The organism is Erythrobacter sp. JB1-7 (assembly GCF_057365015.1).
Genome location: NZ_CP200291.1, coordinates 3042999 through 3063672, shown reverse-complemented (window position 1 = coordinate 3063672; position 20674 = coordinate 3042999). Strand labels below are relative to the sequence as shown.

Below are 20674 nucleotides of genomic sequence, written 5' to 3'. Positions count from 1 at the left end.
GTAACATGGCTGTGAAGATGCACGTTTCGTTAGGTAAAATGTGCGCTAAATCATGTTGCAGGCTAACGCTTTTGGCGTCGCCTATCGCTGCCCGCAATCCGTTCGGGTGATGGAGTCAGGCAATCCATGCGTCCGCAGCGGGGACAGCCGACACCCAGCGGCAACGCATCATCGCGGTCAAGCGATACGCCGCGCGCCTGTGCCAATTCACCCGCAAAACGCGCCTCAAGCCCCAGTACGATCGCTTTTCGAGCAGAGCAGGCAACTCCGTCAACTTCGACAGTGCGCGCCATGGTGAACCAGTGTTTGGGCGATGCCTCCCCTTCGCCAAAAGTCACGGCTTGGGTAAGCAAAGTGCCGCGACTTTCAAACGCTGCGTAAGGCGCCCAGGCAGGCCATCGCGCACCATCAAGCGGATACAGCGCTCCGCTCGCCCCGGCTGTATAGGACACCATGCGCCCTGTTCTGCCAAACCGCGCACTGAAAAACGGTAGGCCGCGTTCACCCACCCTTTGCAGCGTTGTGAGGCGCTGTGCCACTTGGTCAAAGCTGGAAGCGAACCGGCGCTGGAGGATGTTCACATCATACGCCGTTTGCTCGCATGCTCTTAGAAACCGCCGATACGGCATCAACAAAGCGCCCGCGACATAGTCAGTCACATGCTCGCGAAACTGATCATAGGCTTCATCAGAGCGCAAATTGGCACCCGCGACTAGCGCCTCAATCTCGTCTCGCATTTCAAGACTGCCAATCTGGCGGGCAATTTGAAAGCGTCGGGCAGCGCCCGGCAGCATCTCGGACAATTGCAATTGCCGGGCATGCAGATCGAGCCTGTGAACGATGCCCGGCATCACTTCTGTTGGCAGCACCCTGACCGACAGCTGGTGCTTTTCGCGCAACCGTTCGCTTAGCGCGGCGCTGATATCGCCGTGGGAAAGGCGGAGAGTCTCCGACAAAGCTTCAGCCGAGTGATCAAGGTCGGCAAAGTGGTTTTGCCACCGCTCGACTGCCGATCGCGCCTCTGCCAGGGGATCTTCTGATCGAACCGATGGTGCGCCTGCGTTGTCATAAAGCCTTGCAAAGGCAGCAGCGGCTTGCGGCGCGGCAGCGAGGAATTCGTGCACTTCTTCCCGGTCAATCCCCAGATCAGTAAAGCGCTTGTCCGCCAATCGCCGCGCCAATCCGTCCGCACCGCCTATCGATTCGTCTTCGCGCAAGGATCGCGGATCAAAGTCGAACCGCTCTATCGTTTGCACCAGAACGCGCGCAGAAACAGGGCGCTGGTTCCGCTCTATCAGGTTGAGATAGCTGGGAGAAATGCCCAGCGCATTGGCCATTGCAGCCTGAGTGAGGCCCTCGCGCTTGCGCAATCGGCGCAATGCAGGACCAGCAAGAAGTGCGTTTTCAACCATGCTATCTTTGTAAATACATTTACAATCTTACACAAGATTAACGCCTGATTTGCCGATATCGACAAGATATCTTGTAACTTTCTCTGTTTCGCTGCGCTGCAACAGTCCATCAGAGCCTCATTCACTCCCCAGAATCAGATAGGAGATCTCCCATGACTTACACTCAGCAAATCACACAAATGCGCGAACTGGTCGATGCAAACGGCCATGCATGGCGCGCGATCGATCCTGAAAGTGCGGCTCGCATGGTTTTGCAAAACCGCTTCCCCACCGGGCTCGATATTGCGAAATACACTGCCAAGATCATGCGCGCCGATATGGAAGCCTATGATGCAGATCCCGCCAATTACACCCAGTCGCTGGGCTGCTGGCACGGATTCATTGCTCAGCAGAAGATGATCTCGATCAAGAAGCACTTCGGCTCCACCAAACAGCGCTACCTCTACCTTTCCGGCTGGATGGTGGCCGCCCTTCGCAGCGAGTTTGGTCCGCTTCCCGATCAGAGCATGCACGAAAAGACCAGCGTTCCCGCGCTTATCGAAGAGCTCTACACCTTCCTTAAGCAAGCTGATGCGCGCGAGCTTGGCGGCATGTTCCGCGATCTCGACACCGCTCGCGAGAACGGCGATGCTGTTGAAGCCAAACGGCTTGAGAACGCCATCGACAATTACGAAACCCACGTCGTTCCCATAATTGCTGATATTGATGCAGGCTTCGGCAATGCAGAGGCAACTTACCTTCTTGCCAAGAAGATGATCGAAGCGGGCGCGTGCGCTTTGCAAATCGAGAACCAGGTTTCGGACGAGAAACAGTGCGGCCACCAGGATGGCAAAGTCACCGTTCCGCACGAGGACTTCATCCAGAAGATCCGCGCTTGCCGCCACGCTTTCCTTGAAATGGGCGTTGATGATGGTGTCATCGTTGCCCGCACCGATTCGCTCGGGGCCGGCCTGACCAAGCAGATCGCATTCTCCAAAGAGCCCGGCGATCTCGGCGATCAGTACAACGCGTTTATCGATTGCGACGAGGTTGACCCTGCAAACGTCACCAATGGTCAGGTCTTCATCAGCCGCGATGGCAAGCTGATGTCGCCCAAGCGTCTGCCTTCGAACCTGTTCCAGTTCAAACCAGGCACAGGCGAAGACCGCTGCGTTCTGGATTGCATCACATCGCTCCAGAACGGCGCCGACCTGCTGTGGATCGAAACCGAGAAACCGCACGTTGAGCAGATCGCGGGCATGGTTGACCGGGTGCGCGAAGTCGTCCCCAATGCCAAGCTTGTCTACAACAACTCGCCCAGCTTCAACTGGACGCTCAACTTCCGCCAGCAGGTGTTCGACGCATGGGAGCAGGCTGGCAAGGACGTGTCCGCCTATGACCGCGCTGGCTTGATGAGCATCGACTATGACGGCACCGATCTCGCAATTGAGGCTGATGAGCGCATCCGCACTTTCCAGTCTGATGCAGCGAAACGCGCTGGCATCTTCCACCACCTCATCACTTTGCCGACTTACCACACCGCCGCGCTCAGCACCGATAACCTTGCCAAGGAGTACTTCGGTGACCAGGCGATGCTCGGTTACGTCAAGAACGTGCAGCGCGAGGAGATCCGTCAGGGCATCGCCTGCGTTAAGCACCAGAACATGGCCGGCAGCGACATCGGTGATGATCACAAGGAGTACTTTGCCGGTGAGGCTGCCCTGAAGGCAGGCGGCAAGGACAACACCATGAACCAGTTCGCCGCTGCGTGATCCGCAGCGGATGGGAACCAGTTCGCCGCTGCATAACCCGCAGCGGATGGGAACCAGTTTCCCGGTTCCCTGCCCAGTTGGAGAGGGGGCCCGCAAGGTCAGCGTAAGACTGGCCTTGCGGGAACCGAACTCGTCCGTCATTAGCTTAGACACCATCAAGCCCGAATACGGATGACGACCGGAGAGACACACGATGAGCGATACCGATACACCGAACCGCGAACCCTCACGCGCTCGCGCGCTGCTTTCAACGGCTGACATGAAGCTGCTCCGCCGTGCTTTGGAAAGCCACGCCCGCGGGACCGAGGATCGCGAAGAGCTTGCCAAGATCAACGCATTGCACCACCGGCTGGGCACTTACGTGCCGTCTTCCAGCTAGCATTGCGCGCATACCACTTGGCACACCAGTTCTCCTGGGGAGGAGAATGCGGCCGTCGAAGCAGGTGAACCCCCTGCTTTGGCGGCCGTTATCGTATGGGCGACTCGCCCGCGTTCGCAGCCTTTGCCGCTCCAATCCCAACATCGCAGCATTACAAGCACTTAGCTGAGACATGGACCGCATGTTACACGGTCCTGGACCAATAAAGTCACCCGCCCAAAACAGGCCAGAACGGGCACACAAAACCGCGCCGAAAATCCGCTGAAACAAGGCATCGCAAACCATCCAGCGATGCTGCCACAATCCGCAATATGTAGGAAAGCGAAGGCTGCGCTCGAACCGCCGCCAAAGCCCTCACCCGCCGCGCTATAGCCCGTAGAACAGCACCAGCAGGATAGACAGGGTCGTCACCATCAACACCACCAGCGGCACGCCGGTGCGGATGTAATCGGAAAATTCATACGACCCTTCGGACATGATCAGCATGTTTGTCTGGTAAGCAATCGGGGTCGCATAACACAAATTGCACCCGAACAGCACGGCCAGCACCAATGGTTCAGCCGGAATGCCCAATTGCGCCGATATGCCAAAGGCGATGGGCGTGCCCACAGTCGCAGCGGTCGCGTTGGAGGCGAAATTGGTAATGAAAGTCACAAACGCCATCACAGCCGCCAAAACCAGGGCAGGCGGCAAATAGACCAGCCCCAGCGATAAAGCCTGACCAAGCCAATCCGCAGCGCCGCTTTCATCAATCACGCGGCCAATCGCGATACTGGCCGCAACCAGCACGATCACTTGCCCCGATAAAGCCCGCCCCACCCGGTCAAATTTCACGCATCCCGTCACAAACATCAGGATCGATCCAGCCAGCGCCGAAATCGCAATAGGGAACAGGCCAATCGCCGCTGTCGTGACCGAAAACGCCATGATCGCCGCAGCCAGCAACGCCTTTGACCGGCGCGGCAATTCGCGCGCGCCATCCAGGATCAAAAGGCTGTCATTGCGGGCGAAGGTTTGCAGATCTTCATCAAGCCCCATCACCAGCAGCACATCGCCTTCTGCAATACGCAGATCGCCGCCATCGGAATATTGATCTTTCTCGCCCAGCAGCCGGTCTGGCCGGTGAATGCCCAGCACCGCAACACTGTAAAGATCGGCAATGCCGGAACTGGGCAAAGTGCGCGTGATCAGGCGGCTATCGGCAGTGACAGTCATTTCGTAAACCATCACGTCTTCATCCTGCGCGGACGCGGTGCGTTTGATCCGGTCAAGCACCCAGCTGGGAGCCAATTGCCCTTTCAATTCGCGCGTTGCATCCTCGAGCGCGGTATGGCTGCCCGAAATGTGCATTTGCTGAAGCGGTTGCAAAACGCCCGTCAGTGCGCCGTGCAGGGTAATTCCTTTCGGCAGCTTATCGACGATATCGGCCATTTCCATACCGGCGAGCGAGGACGTGTTGCCAACCCGCATGCGCGTGTGAAACTGCCGCTCTGTCGCCTGCGCCTCGGTGCGGTTATCCTTTAGCAAGCGCGGCATCACCAGCCACATATACGGCAGCGCCACCAGTGCGGCGAGCAGCACAATCGGCGTAAAATCAAACACACCCATTTGCCGCATACCCAGATCCACCGCGATGGAAACCACCAGAATATTGGTCGAAGTGCCAATCGTGGTTGCCAATCCGCCAATCAGCGATGCGGCATTCAACGGCATCAGCGTTTTGGACGTCGCCATCGCGCCGCGGTGCGCGAGAGCTGCGAAAATCGGGATCATCAACACCAGCACAGGCGTGTTGTTCACAAACATCGAGAGCAGCAGCGTGATGATCAGCGATATGAGCAAGCCCAATTGCAGGTTGAACTTGAACAATCGCTCCAAAATGCGCGCAGCAGGCTCCAACGCGCCTGTCACGACCAGCCCCCTGCCCATAATCATCAGCGCACAGATCGTAATCAGCGCGTAATGGCCAAACCCGCCAAAGGCGAGCGCAAGGCCGTCGGTTGGGCTTGCCTCCTCCATCAGGCCGGTTTCTGGATTGAGCGTCGGGATCGGGAAGAAATACAGCCCCACCGCAATCACCGCGATCGTCAGCAGGCTGATGATCTCAATCGACATCCGTCCACGCGCAAAGGCAACGAACATCGCGACCGTCACGGCCATTGCGGCCATTGCGTGATAAGAGGGAAGGTCCAGCATAAGTGTGCAATTCCCGATGTCTCAGCAGATGAGCCGAATGGCAAGCGGGTTTTTGCGTTTACCGGCCCAATCGGGGGCCAATATCATTGGGTTCTTGCCAGTCGCGCCATCGAGCGCTAACAGCGCGGCTCCCGCATGCAGGAGTGCCCCTGTGGTGGAATTGGTAGACGCGCTCGACTCAAAATCGAGTTCCTAACGGAGTGCCCGTTCGAGTCGGGCCAGGGGCACCATTCTCAGAAAATGTGAGAATGCGTTTTTGTTGTTGCTCACCCATCCGGGCGAGCATCCTCGGTGCAATTCCTTCATTTCATTCCGGGCACCTGCGGACGCGCGGTCGCGCTTGCGGTCGCAGGCGCGACCGTGCGCCGCAACACAGAAGTTAGATAGCTCAAGATCGACGCCGCAGGCGGCGAAAGGCCGACCGGCCGCCCGCAGCGGGGCCGCAGCGCAGCGGAGGCCATCTAGCGAGGACGCTCGCCCGGATGGGCGAGCGCAAGACAAACTAACGCAGCGATCCAGCCAAAATCTTGTGCAATTTGGAATGCAGCGCATCATTCGCGGCCAGCACCTGTTTGGAATGCACAGGCTGAGACCTACCGCGATAATCGGTCACGAAACCGCCTGCCTCGCGCACCAGCAAGCAGCCGGCTGCCGTGTCCCAATCGTTCAATCCGCTTTCCCAAAAGCCATCAAAGCGCCCCTGCGCCACATAAGCCATGTCGAGCGACGCCGCGCCAAATCGGCGAATGCCCGCAACTTCGGGGCCGATAGCGCCGAAAATCCGGCTCCATTCGGCAAAGTCGCCGTGCCCTGCAAAAGGAATGCCGGTCGCAATCAGAGCATCGGACAAATTGCGCCGCGCTGACACCCGCAGCCGCGCATCCTGCAACCATGCACCGCGCGTCTTTTCAGCCCAATAGGTTTCATCAAGGATCGGATTATATATAACTGCAGCAGTGACTTCGCCCCAACCCTTGCCATCAAGTCTAGGTTCCTGCACCGCGATACTGATCGCGAAATGCGGTATACCGTGGAGGAAATTGCTGGTCCCATCAAGCGGATCGATAATCCAGCGCGGTTTGCCCTCATCGCCTTCGATAATGCCCGCTTCTTCCAGCACAAAACCCCAACCGGGCCGCGCATTGAGCAATTCATCATAGAGCGTGCGTTCGGACCGCATATCGGCTTTCGAGACGAAATCGGCAGGGCCTTTGCGGCTCACCTGCAAATGCTCAACTTCGCCAAAATCGCGCCGCAATCGCCCGCCCGCTTTGCGCGCCGCGCGCTCCATCACGCGGATCAGGCCTGAAAACATGCTCATCGTAGATCAGCTCGCCTTGCCGACATAGGATTGTTCGTACACGTCAACGATAATGCGTGTCCCGCTGGCAATATGCGGCGGCACCATTATGCGCACGCCATTGTCGAGCACGGCAGGCTTGAAACTGGACGAAGCGGTCTGCCCCTTCACCACCGCATCAGCCTCGACGATTTCCGCCTCGATTTGCGCGGGCAATTGCACCGAAATCGGCTTTTCTTCCCACAATTCGAGCATTACCTGCATACCATCCTGCAAAAACGGACGCGCATCGCCCAGCAGGTCGGATGGCAGCATGATCTGTTCGTAATTCACCTGATCCATAAAGACGAGCATGTCGCCATCTTCATAGAGGAACTGATAATCGGCAGTATCAAGGCGAACCTTCTCCACCGTGTCAGCGCTGCGAAAACGGACATTGGTTTTGCGCCCATCCTGCAGGTTCTTCATTTCGACCTGCATATAGGCGCCGCCTTTGCCCGGCTGCGTGTGCTGGATCTTGGCAACTTTCCAGATGCCGTTTTCATATTCGATGATATTGCCGGGGCGGATATCGACGCCGCTGATTTTCATGAGAAGTCACGCTTTTTTCAGAAGTGGATGAGCCCGGCGATAAATCCGCAAAAGCTCGATTGTCACGCCGCATAGACCGATGGCGTGGCGACAGCAAGGTTACCCTTTTTAGACATGTAAATTGGTGTCTTTCCTGTGGTAACCACTTATTCACCCTGATATCAGGCTGTCCAAGGGGATTGGACAGAAAAACCATGCAAACTCGATATGTTATCATGCTGACAGCGGCGGCGGCCGTGATCGCGGGATCATCCGGAAACATGCTTTCAGCAGAGGGGCCGGTGCTCAAACCGATCCTCGCCAGCGTGCAGGGAACAGAGGCGCAGGCGGCAACGCCATTGGCAGAAGGCGGCCCCTTGGGCACCATGCCGCATGGCCGATATCAATGCGCCCTGCCCGGCGATGCTCAGGGCCGCGCGATCGAGGTCACAGAGGCGGAAAGCTTCACCATTTCGCAAGCCTCCAGCTACACCAATGAAGACGGGCGCGGCATTTATCTGATGCGCGGCAAATCGCTGACATTCACACGCGGCCCCAAAAAGGGTGAGAATTTCAAGCGCATTGGCGAATATCAATTGCAGCAGGTGAAAGCCGACGGATCGCTCAGCAAATTGATCTGCACACGGCTCGGCGGACGGGCTTAATCGCTTTTCGTTGCGGCTTTGATCGCAGCGGCAAAATCCGCGACCGCTTTTGCTTCATCACCGTTCCACACTCCGCCTGACACAGCGAGGAAATCCGCGCCTGCTTTTACCAGCGGCGCGCAATTGGCAGGCGTGATCCCGCCGATGGCGACCAGCGGTATCTCAAACAGCTGCGTCCACCACTCTACCAGCTCAAGATCGGGCGTTTCCGCATCATCCCCCTTATCCTTGGTGGAGGAAGGAAAGAACGCGCCGAACGCGATGTAATCGGCTCCTGCCTCGCCTGCTTCCATCGCCAGATGGCGCGAGGCATGGCAGGTCACACCGATTTGCACATCGCGGCCCAATTCCTCGCGCGCTTCTCGAGCGCTCCCATCGCCCTGCCCCAGATGCACGCCATCTGCGCGCAATCGTTTGGCCAATGGCACGCTATCATTCACCATAAAGGCGCAATCATAACGCGCGCAAATGTCCTGCAAAGGCTCTGCCAGACGCGCGGCCTCATGCTGGTCTACATCTTTCACGCGGAACTGGAATGCCGTGACCATCCCCTCGCCTGCGCCAAGCGCACGTTCGAGCCGGTCAGGAAAATCCCCGCCCACGTCGAGCGGGGAAATCAGATACAATTGAGTAGCAGGTGTCATCACCTGCGCGCTTTAGCCAGCAACGCTGGCCGCTGCAATCTGGTCAATCGCTTTACCCAAAGCGCCATCAAATTCGCCATCCGACTGGCCTTTGCGCAGGTCCTGCAACAGCCCGCGCGAAAAGCTTGCGATCATGCCGGGGTTCTTCGCCAGATGCGCGCACGCATCATCGGTCGAATAACCGCCCGAAAGCGCCACGACGCGCAGCACGGCGGGATGCTCAATCGCGGGGGTGTAATGGCCAGCCTTTACGGGAATCGACAATTTCAGCATCACTTTGCGCCCCTGCGGCAGGCTATCCAAATGCTTCATGATTTCCGCGAGCAGAATGTCTTCGCCCGCTTCGCGGTCATCAGCGGTGATGTCATATTCCGGCTCGAGCATTGGCATCAGGCCTGCATCCGCGATCTGGCCGCCCACTTCGAATTGCTGCGCGACAATCGCGGCAATTCCGTCTGCATTGGCCGATTTGATGACTGAGCGCATTTTGGTGCCGAACATGCCGTGACCCACCGATTTTTCGAGCAGTGCGGGCAGTTTGTCCAAAGGCTTCATCAATTGGACGCCGTTCTCTTCATCGGCAAGCCCCTGATCCACCTTGATAAATGGGACAATCCCGCGCGCTTTGAGCGCGTCGGCTGTGGTTTTGCCATCGACCATGCCGTCCATGGTTTTTTCAAACAGAATGGCGCCGATGACCTTGCCGCTGGAAAAACAGGGCGAGGTGATGACCCGGCTGCGCATTTGGTGAATTTGGCCGAACATTTCCTCATCACCTGACCATTCGCCATCATCAACGCCGTATCCGCGCAAAGCTTTGGGCGTGGAGCCGCCCGATTGATCGAGCGCTGCGATGAAGCCTTGTCCTGCGGCAATCTTTGCGGTCATTTCTTCGGTGTTCATGGCTGTCCCTCGTGTTTTCAGTCTGTCTGGTTTTGTCTTTAATTTTCGTAGGCCCTAACGCGCGGAAAATGGCGCTGCAATTGGCCACAAGTATAGGCGCAAAGGGGCTTTGGAGAGGGCAATCAGCCCAATGGGTTCACGTGCGGGGTGAAAGTTTCCGAATAATCCCAGTAAAGCTCAGCGCAGGCGCGCCATCGCCAGTGATCAGGCCGCGGAGAAAGATCGTCTTGCCCCCGCCGCGCGTAACTTCGCCGCGCGCTTCGACCAAAGCGCCGGGCTGAACTGCGCCCAGAAAATCGCTCGACAGATTCATCGTGACCGCATGCGCGCCGTCCAGTTCATCTGTTGCAATCGCAAACAATGCAAAATCGGCAAAGGTCATCAGACACCCGCCATGCATCGCGCCGCCCCCGTTCATATGGCGATCTTCGGCGCGAAAGGCGCTCAAATAAGTGCCATCATCCTCGCGGCGCATAAAAAACGGGCCAGAGCGCGTTTCGAACGGATCATGGTTCCAGTGATACCACCCGGCAAATTCGCCCTCACGGCATTCAATTGCATTGCCGTATCCGTATTGGGTTTTTTCCTCAGTCATCGACATAAAGCTCTACAAATTTTCGGGCAACGGGGCTTTGTGCAACGCGCGCTGTCACAACTGAGGAACCTTCATTCCAAATCGCATCAGAATTGGCCAACACAATCAAAGTGAGGTTTTTAGCCGGCACTTTCAGGTAAACCGCAGAATACTTTCCATCGTCCTTACCGGAATGCCACATAAAGCGCTGCCCGCGATATTCCTCCAACCACCATCCTTTGCGATAATCGCCTAGGGGCGGAATGGTTATTTGCGTTGCCAAATGGTCGCGAACCGCCAGCGGGACGATTAAGCCTTCGTCGTACGCAATATCGAACGCCGCGATTGAACGGGGGCTGGCTATAATTCCAGCCGATGCGCGGAAATCGTCATCGGGATAAGCCTGCTTTAGAACCCGGCCGTCTTCAATCGTGTGCGGCATTGCAAGCCACCGCAGCGCGTCGCCAGCATTTTCATCGCGCCAACCCAACGCAACATTCTCGGCGCCTGCCGGCTGAATGGCACGTTCGCGCACAATGGTTCGCAATGACCTACCGCCAGCGCCCTCAATCGCTCGATCTATCCGGGCAAACGCAATGGGGTTGTAGACAAACGCTTCGCCATTGGCCCGCATATCCAACATATGCCCAAGAGTGGTAGGTTTTGAGCAATCAATGGGCGCTATCAGATTGCCAAATCGGTCAGTACCGCCGCCCATGAACGGGATTTCGGTATTGCGAAAGTGCGCGCAGAAGCCCTTCCATTTCAAATCATTTGTCATGGGTAAACTAAGGTCAATCGCGCTCGCAGCACTCTCAGCGAGAATTGCGGATGCAGCAATTGGCTTGGTCACTGAAGCGATATAGTAGGTGGTCTGAGCGGTGGTCGGAAAATCACCTTCATCATCCCAAGTCCCAAGATATGCCTCCCAAACAATCTCTTGATCTTTGACAATCAACGCGCTGATTGACGGGGTGTTGGTCTGTTTTCGGAACTGTTCGAGGCTGGCTTCAAAGGCACTGTGCGCATTCCCATCGGCAAGTGCAGGTGCGCTCCATAGTGCGTGAAAGATTATGGCCAGCGATAGAGCAGCACTGCGCATCCTAATTCGAGAGCGCCGCAACGCCGGGCAGCTGCTTGCCTTCCATCCATTCGAGGAACGCGCCGCCGGCGGTGGAGATATAAGTAACCTCATTCGTAACGCCCGCCTGCGCCAAAGCGGCAACCGTGTCGCCGCCGCCCGCGACTGAGATAAGCGAGCCTTCCTGCGTGAGAGCCGCAACATGCCGGGCGAGCGCCATGGTGGCGGTGTCAAACGGCTCTGTCTCAAAGGCGCCAAGCGGCCCGTTCCACACCAGAGTGCGGCAGGTTTTCAGCACATCGGCAAGCGCTTCGGTGGCTTGCGGGCCGATATCGAGGATCATTTCATCTGCGGCAACCTCGTGGACATTGCAGGTGCGCAAAGATGCAGGGTTTGCAGCAAATTCTTTTGCCACGACAACGTCGTAAGGCAGATGCACAGTGCACCCGGCATGATCCGCCTCGTCCATGATTTTGGAAGCGGTTTCAGTGAGATCGTGCTCGCACAAGGATGTGCCCACATCTACACCGCGCGCGGCGAGGAATGTGTTCGCCATGCCCCCGCCTATAATCAAGTGCTGCACCTTGCCGACAAGGTTTTCGAGCACTGCGAGTTTGGAGGACACCTTAGCCCCGCCCACAACAGCAGCCACGGGCTGCTCAGGCGACCCAAGCGCTGTATCGAGCGCTTTCAGCTCCGCTTCCATCGACCGCCCGGCATAGCTTGGCAGGTGATGCGCCAGACCTTCGGTGGTGGCATGAGCGCGGTGCGCTGCGGAAAAGGCATCGTTGACGTAGAAATCGCCGTGCGCGGCAATGGCCTGGGCGAAATTCGGGTCATTGCCTTCTTCACCCGGCCAGAACCGTGTGTTGTCCAGCAGGCCGATATCGCCATTGCTCAAAATGCCGATGCTTTGCTCAACGACCGGGCCAGCGACCTCGGGGATGAACATCAGTTCCTTGCCCAACACCCCTTCGACATCGCCCACCACCATGCTGGTGGAAAGCACACTGGAACGCTGCCCTTTGGGCCTGCCGAAATGGGCGAGCAAAAGGACTTTCGCGCCCTTTTCGGACAATTCCAGAATGGTCGGCTTAACCGCCTCAACCCGCGTCACATCGGTGGCAGAGCCGTCCTTCATCGGCAGATTGAGATCCACCCGGACAAGCGCAACCTTGCCAGCGATATCGCCCAGATCATCGAGAGTTTTGAATGTGGTCACTGCATCTACTCCGCTCACCCTCAGCCTGTCGAAGGGTCGTACTTACTCATTCGCGCCGCGTCTTAAGGAAAAACGGTAATTCGACAAGCTCAGGACGAGCGGAGTTGCGTTCAATTAAAGAAACTTCGCCATCACACCCGCTGTGTCGATCATGCGGTTGGAGAAGCCCCATTCATTGTCGTACCAGCTGACAACCCGGCCCAGCTTGCCTTCCATCACGCCTGTTTCGAGGCTGTCGATAGTGGAGCTTGCGGCGTGGTGGTTGAAATCGCCTGAGACAAGCGGCTGATCGGTGTAATCGAGCACGCCTTTCATCGGGCCATCAGCAGCCGCTTTGAGCGCCGCGTTGAGTTCCTCAGCTGATGTATCGCGGCCCGGTTGGAACACCAGATCAATCAGCGACACATTGGGCGTAGGCACGCGGACGGATGAGCCATCGAGCTTGCCTGCCAATTCCGGCAGCACCAGACCCACAGCGCGCGCTGCGCCTGTCGTGGTCGGGATCATATTCTGCGCCCCGCCGCGCGCACGGCGCATGTCAGAGTGCATTTGGTCAAGCATGCGCTGATCGTTGGTGTAAGAATGGATCGTGGTCATAAAGCCGCGCTCAATCCCGACAGTGTCATTCAGCACTTTGGCAACCGGTGAGAGGCAATTGGTGGTGCAGCTGGCGTTGGAGACGATCACATCATCAGCGGTGAGCACATCGTGGTTCACACCGTAAACGATTGTCGCTGATACGCCTTTGGCAGGAGCCGAGATCAAAACGCGCTTCGCGCCTGCGTCAAGGTGCGGGCGGCAGGCTTCATCGCTTTGGAAAAAGCCGGTGCATTCCAGCACAATATCAACGCCTTGCGCCGCATGGGGCAGATCAGCAGGGTTGCGTTCCGAGGTCACCGCAATGCTTTTGCCGTTGACGATAATCGCGCCATCTGCGGTATCCACAGTGCCGGGGAAACGGCCATGCGTGCTGTCATATTGGAACAACAGCGCATTGGATTTGGTGTCGGCCAGATCATTGATCGAGACCAGCTCAAAATCGTGATCGGTGCGTTCGAGAAGAGCGCGCGCCACAAGCCGTCCGATACGGCCAAACCCATTGATCGCAACTTTAGTCGCCATGTGAAGAACTCCTGCTTGTCTTATGCTTTAACTGGAAAGTTTGGAAAGAATTTGCGGGACCACCTTGTCCGCTGTGAAACCGAAATGCTTAAACAGGTCACTAGCAGGTGCAGAGGCGCCGAAGCTGTCTATTCCGATATTCAGCCCCTTTAATCCGGTGTAGCGCTCCCATCCAAAAGTCGTGCCCGCTTCGATCGACACTTTCATGACGCCGCCGGGAATGATGTCCTGTTTGTAGGCATCATCTTGCTCTTCAAACAATTCCGCGCACACCATCGAGACCACATCTGCGCCAACGCCCTCAGCCTCAAGCGCATCCGCGCATTCAAGCGCAAGGCTGACTTCGGAGCCTGTCGCAAGAAGAACCACTTTTCGCGGCAAACTTGCGCTTCGCACCCTGTAACCGCCTTTGCTCGACAGGTTCTCTTCTGCCGCCTCAAGCCGGAATTGCGGCAATCCCTGACGCGACAGGGCAAGGATAGATGGCCGGTCCTTTTGCGCCAAAGCCGCCGCCCAGCATTCTGCGGTTTCCACCGCATCACCGGGGCGGAAGACCAAGAGGTTGGGCATAGCCCGTAGCGAAGCGACATGCTCCACCGGCTGGTGCGTGGGTCCATCTTCGCCAAGGCCGATGCTGTCATGCGTCATCACATAGATTGCGCGCGCCTGTTGCAAGGCCGACAGCCGGATCGCGCCGCGTGCATAATCGGTGAACACCAGGAACGTGCCGCCATAGGGGATCACGCCGCCATGCAGCGCCATCCCGTTCATCGCGGCGGCCATGCCAAATTCACGAATGCCGTAATTGAGATAGCGGCCCGCATAATTGTCCGCATCCAGCGTTTCGATACCGCCCGCTTTGGTGTTGTTTGAGCCTGTCAAATCAGCGCTTCCGCCGATTGTCTCAGGCGCATTGGGATTGATCGCGTCAAGCGCCAGCTCGCTCGCTTTGCGGGTCGCGACCTTTTGCGGTTCCGCCACCAGAGCCGCGATATGATCATCCAGCGCGCCCATATCGGGCAAATCGCCTGCCATACGGCGTTCAAATTCGGCGCGCTTGTCTGATGCGGAAAGCCGCGCGGTCCATTCGCCATGCGCGGTGCGGCCGCGTTTCGCGCAATCGCGCCAGTCTGCCAGCACGTCACGCGGGATATCAAACGGCGCAGAATCCCATCCCAGCGACTCTCGTGCAGCCGTGATTTCGTCTGCGCCAAGCGGCGCGCCATGGGTTGAGCTGGTGCCTTGCTTGCTCGGAGCGCCTTTGCCGATAATGGTGCGGCACGCGACCAATGAGGGGCGCGGATCGGCTTTCGCTTCGGACAATGCGCGCTCAATATCGGCAAAATCATGCCCGTCGCATTCGGTCACATGCCATCCGGTTGCGGCATAACGAGCTTTTACATCTTCCGAAGTCGACAGATCAGTCGCGCCATCAATCGTGATGCGGTTGTCATCCCACAGCACATTCATCTGACCAAGGTTCAGGTGGCCAGCAAGGCCGATAGCTTCGTGATTGATGCCTTCCATCAGACACCCATCACCAGCGATCACCCAGGTGCGGTGATCGACCAGATCATCGCCAAACACCGCGTTCAAATGCCGCTCAGCAATGGCCATGCCGACAGCCATGGCAAGCCCCTGACCCAAAGGCCCGGTGGTGCATTCCACCCCTTCGAGCAGGAAGTTTTCAGGGTGCCCTGCGCACGGGCTGCCCAATTGCCGGAAATTGCGGATATCGTCCATCGTGGGCTGCGCATATCCGGTAAGGTGCAGCAGGCTGTAAATCAGCATGGAACCATGCCCGGCGGACAGCACAAACCTGTCTCTATCGGCCCAATCGGGGCGCGCGGGATGGAATTTGAGGTGGTTTGAAAACAGCACAGCCGCCACATCCGCCATGCCCATCGGCATGCCGGGATGGCCGGAATTGGCGGCCTGAACAGCGTCCATGGATAAAGCGCGAATGGCATTGGCCATTGGTTGGAGACGGGCGGCGTCAATCGTCATGCTGGCGAAAATCTCCTGCTCATTGACTGCTGTGCCGGTTGGCCTTGCAGTGTTGCTTTGCAGCGTTGGCGTTGCAGCTTTTCGCCCGCATGTGCGCTTGTCGGCGCGTTCCGGTCTATAACCCCGGCAATTGGGCGATTCGGTGTGCGCACAAGCCATTGCCGAGCCGCCATAAGAGGTCAACCACGCGCACGCGGCAAGCCCCGATCAAGTGCAGCCCGCCAAGCCTCAGCCTAACTCCACTTATCAACAGACCCGGCCCGCCACAGCCCCTGCACACTTTGCCTCCGCGAAGTAACCTTGATAATTCCTTCACCATTATGGGCGGAAGCCGAACACAAAGCGCGCTGGACCGTTTGAATGCGGCCATGGAACGCATAGAGGTCGCACAGAGACACGCTGCTGCATCAAGGGGCGCGTATTCTGCCGCGCCTGCGGCCGATGTGGAGCCCGCCGATTCTGGGTCTGCCAGGATCGCAGCCCTCGTGAACAGCCACGAAAAACTACGCGAAGAAGTCGCCGAAACGCTCCGCGAAATTGATCAGATGATCGAAGAGCACGGCTGATGAGCACTATCAACATCACCATCGGCCAGCGTTCCTATCCTGTGGTCTGCGCCGATGGCGAAGAAGCGCAGATTGAACGGCTCGCGCAGTTGATTGACGAGAAATACAACCAGCTCGGCGATGCGCGCACTCCGCAAGAGGCGCAGAACCTTGTCTTCACCGCTCTGTTCCTCGCCGATGAACTGACCGAGGCGCGCAAAACGGGCGCGCCAGCCGATCAGGACAAGCCCGGCGGTAAAAAGGCCGAACTGCGAGCTGAAATCGAACAATTGCGCGCGGCTAACAATGAAGCGGCGTCGCAAAATGCCCGTTTGCAGGCCGAAATAGCGAAATTGCGCGATGCAGCCGCGCCTCGCTTGGACCTGCCTGATGAGGCGGGCAAGGACGATGATGCGCTTGCAGAAAAGCTCGAAGCTTTGGCCGCTCGCGCAGAAGCAGCTGCCAGCGCGCTTGAAGCCGGTACGCGCAGCGGTTGAAGCTGGCGGCTTGGACGCTTAGATAGGTCGCGGCGAGGCTGCCCGGAACGAGCCGATTGAATATCCCTGAGGCTATAAGCATTCCTACGGGAGCTGTCCCTGCTCTGGAACATGGGCCCCTGCGTCCCTTTGGGGATGGAACCTGGGAACCGGAGTATACGGCGCCCACCTGACGTTTTCGCGTCAGAGGATTTCCGTGCAAACGACCCATGGTGGTCTCGTCATTTTCGCTTGCGCACCCGCATCCGGGGTGCGCTATCCTCGCTCACACGGCCTAAAGGCCGCGTCGCGAAGTTTATCCTGAGCGGCTGGTCTGTCAGTCAGCCGAAGGGGGCGGGCAGTCGCCCTTGCGGGTCTGCGGCCCGTTCCTTTTTCGTCATTGCGAGCGTAGCGAAGCAATCCATGAATAAAATTTCAACAAAATCCCAGTTGCGCAAAATCCTTAGAGCAACGCGCAAGGATCATGCCGCCGCCCAGCCTGATTCCATTCGCGCTTTGCTGTTCAATCGCCCGCCTTCCCCGCTGTTGAAGCATATCGAGCCGCAAGCCGCCATCGGCGTCTATCACGCCGCACGCGGCGAAGCGCCTGCATCGGGCTATGCGAAATTCTTTGCCGAGGCCGGCCATACCATCGCCCTGCCCTTTTTCGCCTCGGCAGATGCCGCGATGGAGTTTCGCGAACACACCGATCCTTTTGGCGAAACCGATCTGACTTCGGGTGCATTTGATTTGCAGCAACCCGAACACGGCGCATCCGCGCTGACGCCCGATATCGTCTTCGTCCCGCTGCTGGGCTTTACCGCAGCGGGCGACAGGCTGGGCCAGGGCGGCGGGCATTATGATCGCTGGCTGGCGGAACATCCGCGCGTCATGACCATTGGGCTTGCATGGGATGTGCAGCTGCTTGAGACATTGCCGACACAGCCGCATGATGTGAAACTGGATGCGGTTGTAACCCCCACCCGCATGTATGGCCTGGATTGAAAGACCCGATTGATGCGCGAAACACCGACCTGGCGAATTCCTGTTGGCATAATCGGCCTGTTCATTGCGATCATGGTCTATGCGATTGTGATCGCGCGCTATGCGCCTGATCTGATCGGCACATGGTCAGGCGCTGCGCAAACGGTGGTTTATGTGATTTTGGGGCTGATCTGGCTGTTGCCGCTCAAGCGGTTTTTGATCTGGATGGAAACCGGCAGCTGGTCCCCGCCCAAAGAGACAACATCGCAAACACCAACGGAATAAAGCAGGCCCCAAGCGCGCTGCGCCATTTCCGGTTCAAATTGTAAGGAAATGGCGCGAGTGACGAGACTTGAACTCGCGACCTCCGGCGTGACAGGCCGGCGCTCTAACCAACTGAGCTACACCCGCATAAAAGCAGTTCAAAACCGCTTGGGAGCGAGGCCATTAGGCCGGGCGTGATGGGCTGTCAACGCCCTCGCTCACCAAACAGCCAAAATTATTCCGCCAGCAGCAAAACAGGCGTTTCAATCAGCTTTTTCATCGCTTGCACAAAGCTTGCCGCATCATAGCCATCAACCACGCGGTGATCGCACGAAATTGAGATATTCATCAGCTTGCGTTTCTCAATCCGCTCTACGCCATCGGGGCCAGTTACAAACATCGGGCGTTCGATAATGCGATTGGGACCGATAATCGCGACTTCGGGCCGGTTGATGACGGGCGTGGTCGCGACCCCGCCCAAGGGGCCGAGCGACGTGATCGTCAAGGTGGAGCCGGACAATTCCTCTGACTTGGCCGATCCATCGCGCGCAGCATTGGCCAGCCGTCCGATCTCGCTTGCAAGCTGCCAGACATTGCGGCTTTCGGCATTGCGGATGACAGGCACGATCAGCCCGCTATCTGTTTGCGTCGCCATGCCCAAATGCACTTCGCCATGGCGGGTGACCACGCCCGCTTCGTCATCATAACGCGCATTGATCATCGGAAATTCGGGGATCAGCCGGGTGATCGCTGCAATCATCAGCGGCAGCATCGTCAGCTTGGGCTTATTCCCGCGCGCCGAATTGAGATTGGCACGCATCGCTTCAAGCTCGGTCACATCGCATTCTTCAACATAGGTAAAATGCGGGATGTGGCGTTTGGAAGCGGCCATGTTCTGCGCGATACGCTTGCGCAGGCCAATAACCTTGATCGCCTCGTCATCGCGTTTTGCGCCCGCGGGCGAGAACCCACCGCCTGCATTATAAGCGAGGAATTGATCGAGATCGGCATGGCGCACGCGGCCATCGCTTGCGGGTTTTACTTCGGCAAGATCAATCCCCAAATCGCGCGCACGCTGGCGCACGGCAGGTGTGGCCAATACCTTACTTTCCGCTCGCCCTGAGCTTGTCGAAGGGCCGTCCTTCTTTTGTTCAGTTGATTCGGAAGAAGAGGACGGTGCTTCGGAGTCGGAGACGGCGCTTTGCGCCACCGGCTCAGCACGAGCGGATGTGGGTTCATCAACTTCGACTTTAGACTCCAGCGCGGGTGCATGTGCAGGCTCGCCGCGCTCCCCCTCGCCATCTTCCCCCTCAACCTCAACCACCAGCAGCATCGATCCCACCGCGACCACATCGCCCAGATCACCCGCAACCTCTGTAACGGTGCCTGTAACGGGGCTTTCAATGTCGATTGTCGCCTTGTCCGTCATCACATCAACGAGGTGCTGATCTTCCTCGACCTTATCGCCGACTTTCACGTGCCATTCGACAATCTCGGCCTCGGCAACGCCCTCGCCTACATCGGGCATGTTGAATGTGAATTTTGCCATGATCAGTCTTTCAAAATTGTGTCGATAGCCTCGCCGATCCGCACAGGACCGGGGAAGTACGCCCATTCAAGGCTATGCGGATAAGGTGTGTCGAACCCGGTAACGCGCTCCACTGGCGCTTCGAGGTGGTAAAAACACCGCTCTGTCACCAGCGCGGACAATTCCGCACCAAAGCCGGAAGTGCGCGTTGCCTCATGCACGATCAGACAGCGGCCCGTTTTCTTCACGGACGCTTCAATCGCATCAATATCCAGCGGCATGAGCGTGCGCAGGTCAAGGATATCGGCCTCCACGCCTTTTTTCTGGCACACCGCCTCAGCGACATGCACCATCGTCCCATAGGCAAGCACAGTCAGCGCATCGCCCTCATTGACGTGGCGCGCTTTGCCAAGCGGGATTTTGTAATACCCCTCTGGAACTTCGCTGTCGGGGTGTTTTTTCCATGGCTCTACCGGGCTGTCATAATAGCCTGTAAACGGGCCGTTATAAATCCGCTTGGGTTCGAAAAAGATCACCGGATCATTGTCTTCAATTGCGGAGATCAACAAACCCTTCGCGTCATACGGCGTTGCAGGGATCACGGTTTTAAGGCCCGCGACATGGGTGAACAGGCTCTCGGGCGATTGCGAGTGGGTCTGTCCGCCAAAAATCCCCCCGCCAAACGGGGATCGCACGGTCATCGGCGCAATGTATTCGGTGGCAGAGCGATATCGCAGCCGCGCCGCTTCTGAAATCAGCTGATCAAGGCCGGGATAGATGTAATCAGCAAACTGAATTTCGGGCACCGGGCGAAGGCCATACGCCCCCATCCCCACCGCAACACCGATAATGCCGCATTCCGAAATGGGCGTATCAAATACACGGGTTTTGCCGTGCTTTTCCTGAAGGCCAGCCGTGCAGCGGAACACCCCGCCGAAATAGCCGACATCCTCGCCCATGACGATGACGTCATTGTCACGCCTCAGCATCACATCGAGCGCCTCGTTAATCGCCTCGATCATATTGATCCTGCGACTTACCGCAGGGCCGC

20 protein-coding genes, 2 tRNA genes and 1 other RNA gene are annotated in these 20674 nt (G+C 57.8%); 9 read left to right on the top strand and 14 right to left on the bottom strand.

From position 1 onward, the window contains the following. Positions 1-62: 62 nt before the first annotated feature. Complete coding sequence (locus AC0V6W_RS14945) at positions 63-1412, bottom strand: helix-turn-helix domain-containing protein (RefSeq protein ID WP_486151294.1); 1350 nt, start codon at positions 1410-1412, stop codon at positions 63-65. Between the two features lie 152 nt (positions 1413-1564). On the opposite strand from AC0V6W_RS14945, the gene AC0V6W_RS14940 reads away from it, so the two are divergent. Both AC0V6W_RS14940 and AC0V6W_RS14935 read left to right on the top strand, forming a co-directional pair. After that, complete coding sequence (locus tag AC0V6W_RS14940; protein WP_486151292.1) at positions 1565-3163, top strand: isocitrate lyase; 1599 nt, start codon at positions 1565-1567, stop codon at positions 3161-3163. A 193-nt stretch (positions 3164-3356) separates the two neighbouring features. Further along, positions 3357-3542: a hypothetical protein gene (locus AC0V6W_RS14935; protein WP_486151290.1), complete on the top strand. Its 186-nt coding sequence runs from the start codon at positions 3357-3359 to the stop codon at positions 3540-3542. 366 nt (positions 3543-3908) lie between these two features. Here AC0V6W_RS14935 and AC0V6W_RS14930 read toward each other — a convergent pair whose 3' ends face one another. Then, complete coding sequence (locus AC0V6W_RS14930) at positions 3909-5711, bottom strand: SLC13 family permease (RefSeq protein ID WP_486151288.1); 1803 nt, start codon at positions 5709-5711, stop codon at positions 3909-3911. A 172-nt stretch (positions 5712-5883) separates the two neighbouring features. Between AC0V6W_RS14930 and AC0V6W_RS14925 the strand changes: the two genes are divergently transcribed. Further along, positions 5884-5968, top strand: a tRNA-Leu gene (locus AC0V6W_RS14925). Positions 5969-6240: 272 nt separating this feature from the next. Here the strand turns inward: AC0V6W_RS14925 and AC0V6W_RS14920 are convergent. After that, positions 6241-7059, bottom strand: coding sequence for an inositol monophosphatase family protein (locus tag AC0V6W_RS14920; RefSeq protein ID WP_486151286.1), 819 nt, complete (start codon positions 7057-7059; stop codon positions 6241-6243). A gap of 6 nt (positions 7060-7065) precedes the next feature. After that, a complete protein-coding gene (efp, locus tag AC0V6W_RS14915; protein ID WP_486151284.1) occupies positions 7066-7629 on the bottom strand; it encodes an elongation factor P in 564 nt (187 codons plus the stop codon). A gap of 194 nt (positions 7630-7823) precedes the next feature. Between efp and AC0V6W_RS14910 the strand changes: the two genes are divergently transcribed. After that, the gene (locus AC0V6W_RS14910) at positions 7824-8273 is read left to right on the top strand and encodes an elongation factor P (protein WP_486151282.1); all 450 of its coding nucleotides are present in this window, start codon (positions 7824-7826) and stop codon (positions 8271-8273) included. Here the strand turns inward: AC0V6W_RS14910 and thiE are convergent. The 7 genes from thiE to tkt form a co-directional block, all read right to left on the bottom strand. After that, positions 8270-8917, bottom strand: coding sequence for a thiamine phosphate synthase (gene thiE, locus AC0V6W_RS14905; RefSeq protein ID WP_486151280.1), 648 nt, complete (start codon positions 8915-8917; stop codon positions 8270-8272). The two genes, AC0V6W_RS14910 and thiE, sit on opposite strands and share 4 nt — an antisense overlap. Before the next feature lie 12 nt (positions 8918-8929). Then, positions 8930-9820 carry a fructose bisphosphate aldolase gene (locus tag AC0V6W_RS14900; protein WP_486151278.1) on the bottom strand — a complete coding sequence of 297 codons (891 nt, stop codon included), beginning with the start codon at positions 9818-9820 and terminating at the stop codon, positions 8930-8932. A gap of 136 nt (positions 9821-9956) precedes the next feature. Beyond that, positions 9957-10415, bottom strand: coding sequence for a PaaI family thioesterase (locus tag AC0V6W_RS14895; protein WP_486151276.1), 459 nt, complete (start codon positions 10413-10415; stop codon positions 9957-9959). Further along, positions 10408-11496 (bottom strand): serine hydrolase domain-containing protein, encoded by a 1089-nt coding sequence (locus tag AC0V6W_RS14890; protein WP_486151274.1) that lies wholly within the window; start codon positions 11494-11496, stop codon positions 10408-10410. Before AC0V6W_RS14890 ends, AC0V6W_RS14895 begins: the two co-directional genes overlap by 8 nt. Position 11497: 1 nt before the next feature. Beyond that, positions 11498-12697, bottom strand: coding sequence for a phosphoglycerate kinase (locus AC0V6W_RS14885; protein ID WP_486151272.1), 1200 nt, complete (start codon positions 12695-12697; stop codon positions 11498-11500). A 114-nt stretch (positions 12698-12811) separates the two neighbouring features. Then, positions 12812-13819 carry a type I glyceraldehyde-3-phosphate dehydrogenase gene (gap, locus tag AC0V6W_RS14880; protein WP_486151270.1) on the bottom strand — a complete coding sequence of 336 codons (1008 nt, stop codon included), beginning with the start codon at positions 13817-13819 and terminating at the stop codon, positions 12812-12814. A gap of 27 nt (positions 13820-13846) precedes the next feature. Further along, complete coding sequence (gene tkt / locus AC0V6W_RS14875; RefSeq protein ID WP_486151268.1) at positions 13847-15826, bottom strand: transketolase; 1980 nt, start codon at positions 15824-15826, stop codon at positions 13847-13849. A gap of 320 nt (positions 15827-16146) precedes the next feature. Here tkt and AC0V6W_RS14870 point away from each other — a divergent pair, with 320 nt between their 5' ends. The 5 genes from AC0V6W_RS14870 to AC0V6W_RS14850 all read left to right on the top strand — a co-directional run bounded on the left by AC0V6W_RS14870 (position 16147) and on the right by AC0V6W_RS14850 (position 18116). Continuing rightward, on the top strand, positions 16147-16392 hold the full coding sequence (locus AC0V6W_RS14870; RefSeq protein WP_486151266.1) for a hypothetical protein: 246 nt from the start codon (positions 16147-16149) through the stop codon (positions 16390-16392). Further along, the gene (locus AC0V6W_RS14865) at positions 16392-16868 is read left to right on the top strand and encodes a cell division protein ZapA (protein ID WP_486151264.1); all 477 of its coding nucleotides are present in this window, start codon (positions 16392-16394) and stop codon (positions 16866-16868) included. Before AC0V6W_RS14870 ends, AC0V6W_RS14865 begins: the two co-directional genes overlap by 1 nt. Positions 16869-16900: 32 nt before the next feature. Continuing rightward, positions 16901-17091, top strand: a non-coding RNA gene (gene ssrS, locus AC0V6W_RS14860) — 6S RNA. A 179-nt stretch (positions 17092-17270) separates the two neighbouring features. Then, the gene (locus AC0V6W_RS14855; RefSeq protein WP_486151262.1) at positions 17271-17852 is read left to right on the top strand and encodes a 5-formyltetrahydrofolate cyclo-ligase; all 582 of its coding nucleotides are present in this window, start codon (positions 17271-17273) and stop codon (positions 17850-17852) included. Between the two features lie 12 nt (positions 17853-17864). Next, complete coding sequence (locus AC0V6W_RS14850; RefSeq protein ID WP_486151260.1) at positions 17865-18116, top strand: DUF2842 domain-containing protein; 252 nt, start codon at positions 17865-17867, stop codon at positions 18114-18116. Between the two features lie 49 nt (positions 18117-18165). Here AC0V6W_RS14850 and AC0V6W_RS14845 read toward each other — a convergent pair. From AC0V6W_RS14845 to AC0V6W_RS14835, 3 genes are all read right to left on the bottom strand, one after another. After that, positions 18166-18242, bottom strand: a tRNA-Asp gene (locus AC0V6W_RS14845). A gap of 88 nt (positions 18243-18330) precedes the next feature. Continuing rightward, a complete protein-coding gene (locus AC0V6W_RS14840; RefSeq protein ID WP_486151258.1) occupies positions 18331-19644 on the bottom strand; it encodes a dihydrolipoamide acetyltransferase family protein in 1314 nt (437 codons plus the stop codon). Positions 19645-19646: 2 nt separating this feature from the next. Then, on the bottom strand, positions 19647-20645 hold the full coding sequence (locus AC0V6W_RS14835) for an alpha-ketoacid dehydrogenase subunit beta (protein ID WP_486151683.1): 999 nt from the start codon (positions 20643-20645) through the stop codon (positions 19647-19649). Between the last annotated feature and the right edge of the window lie 29 nt (positions 20646-20674).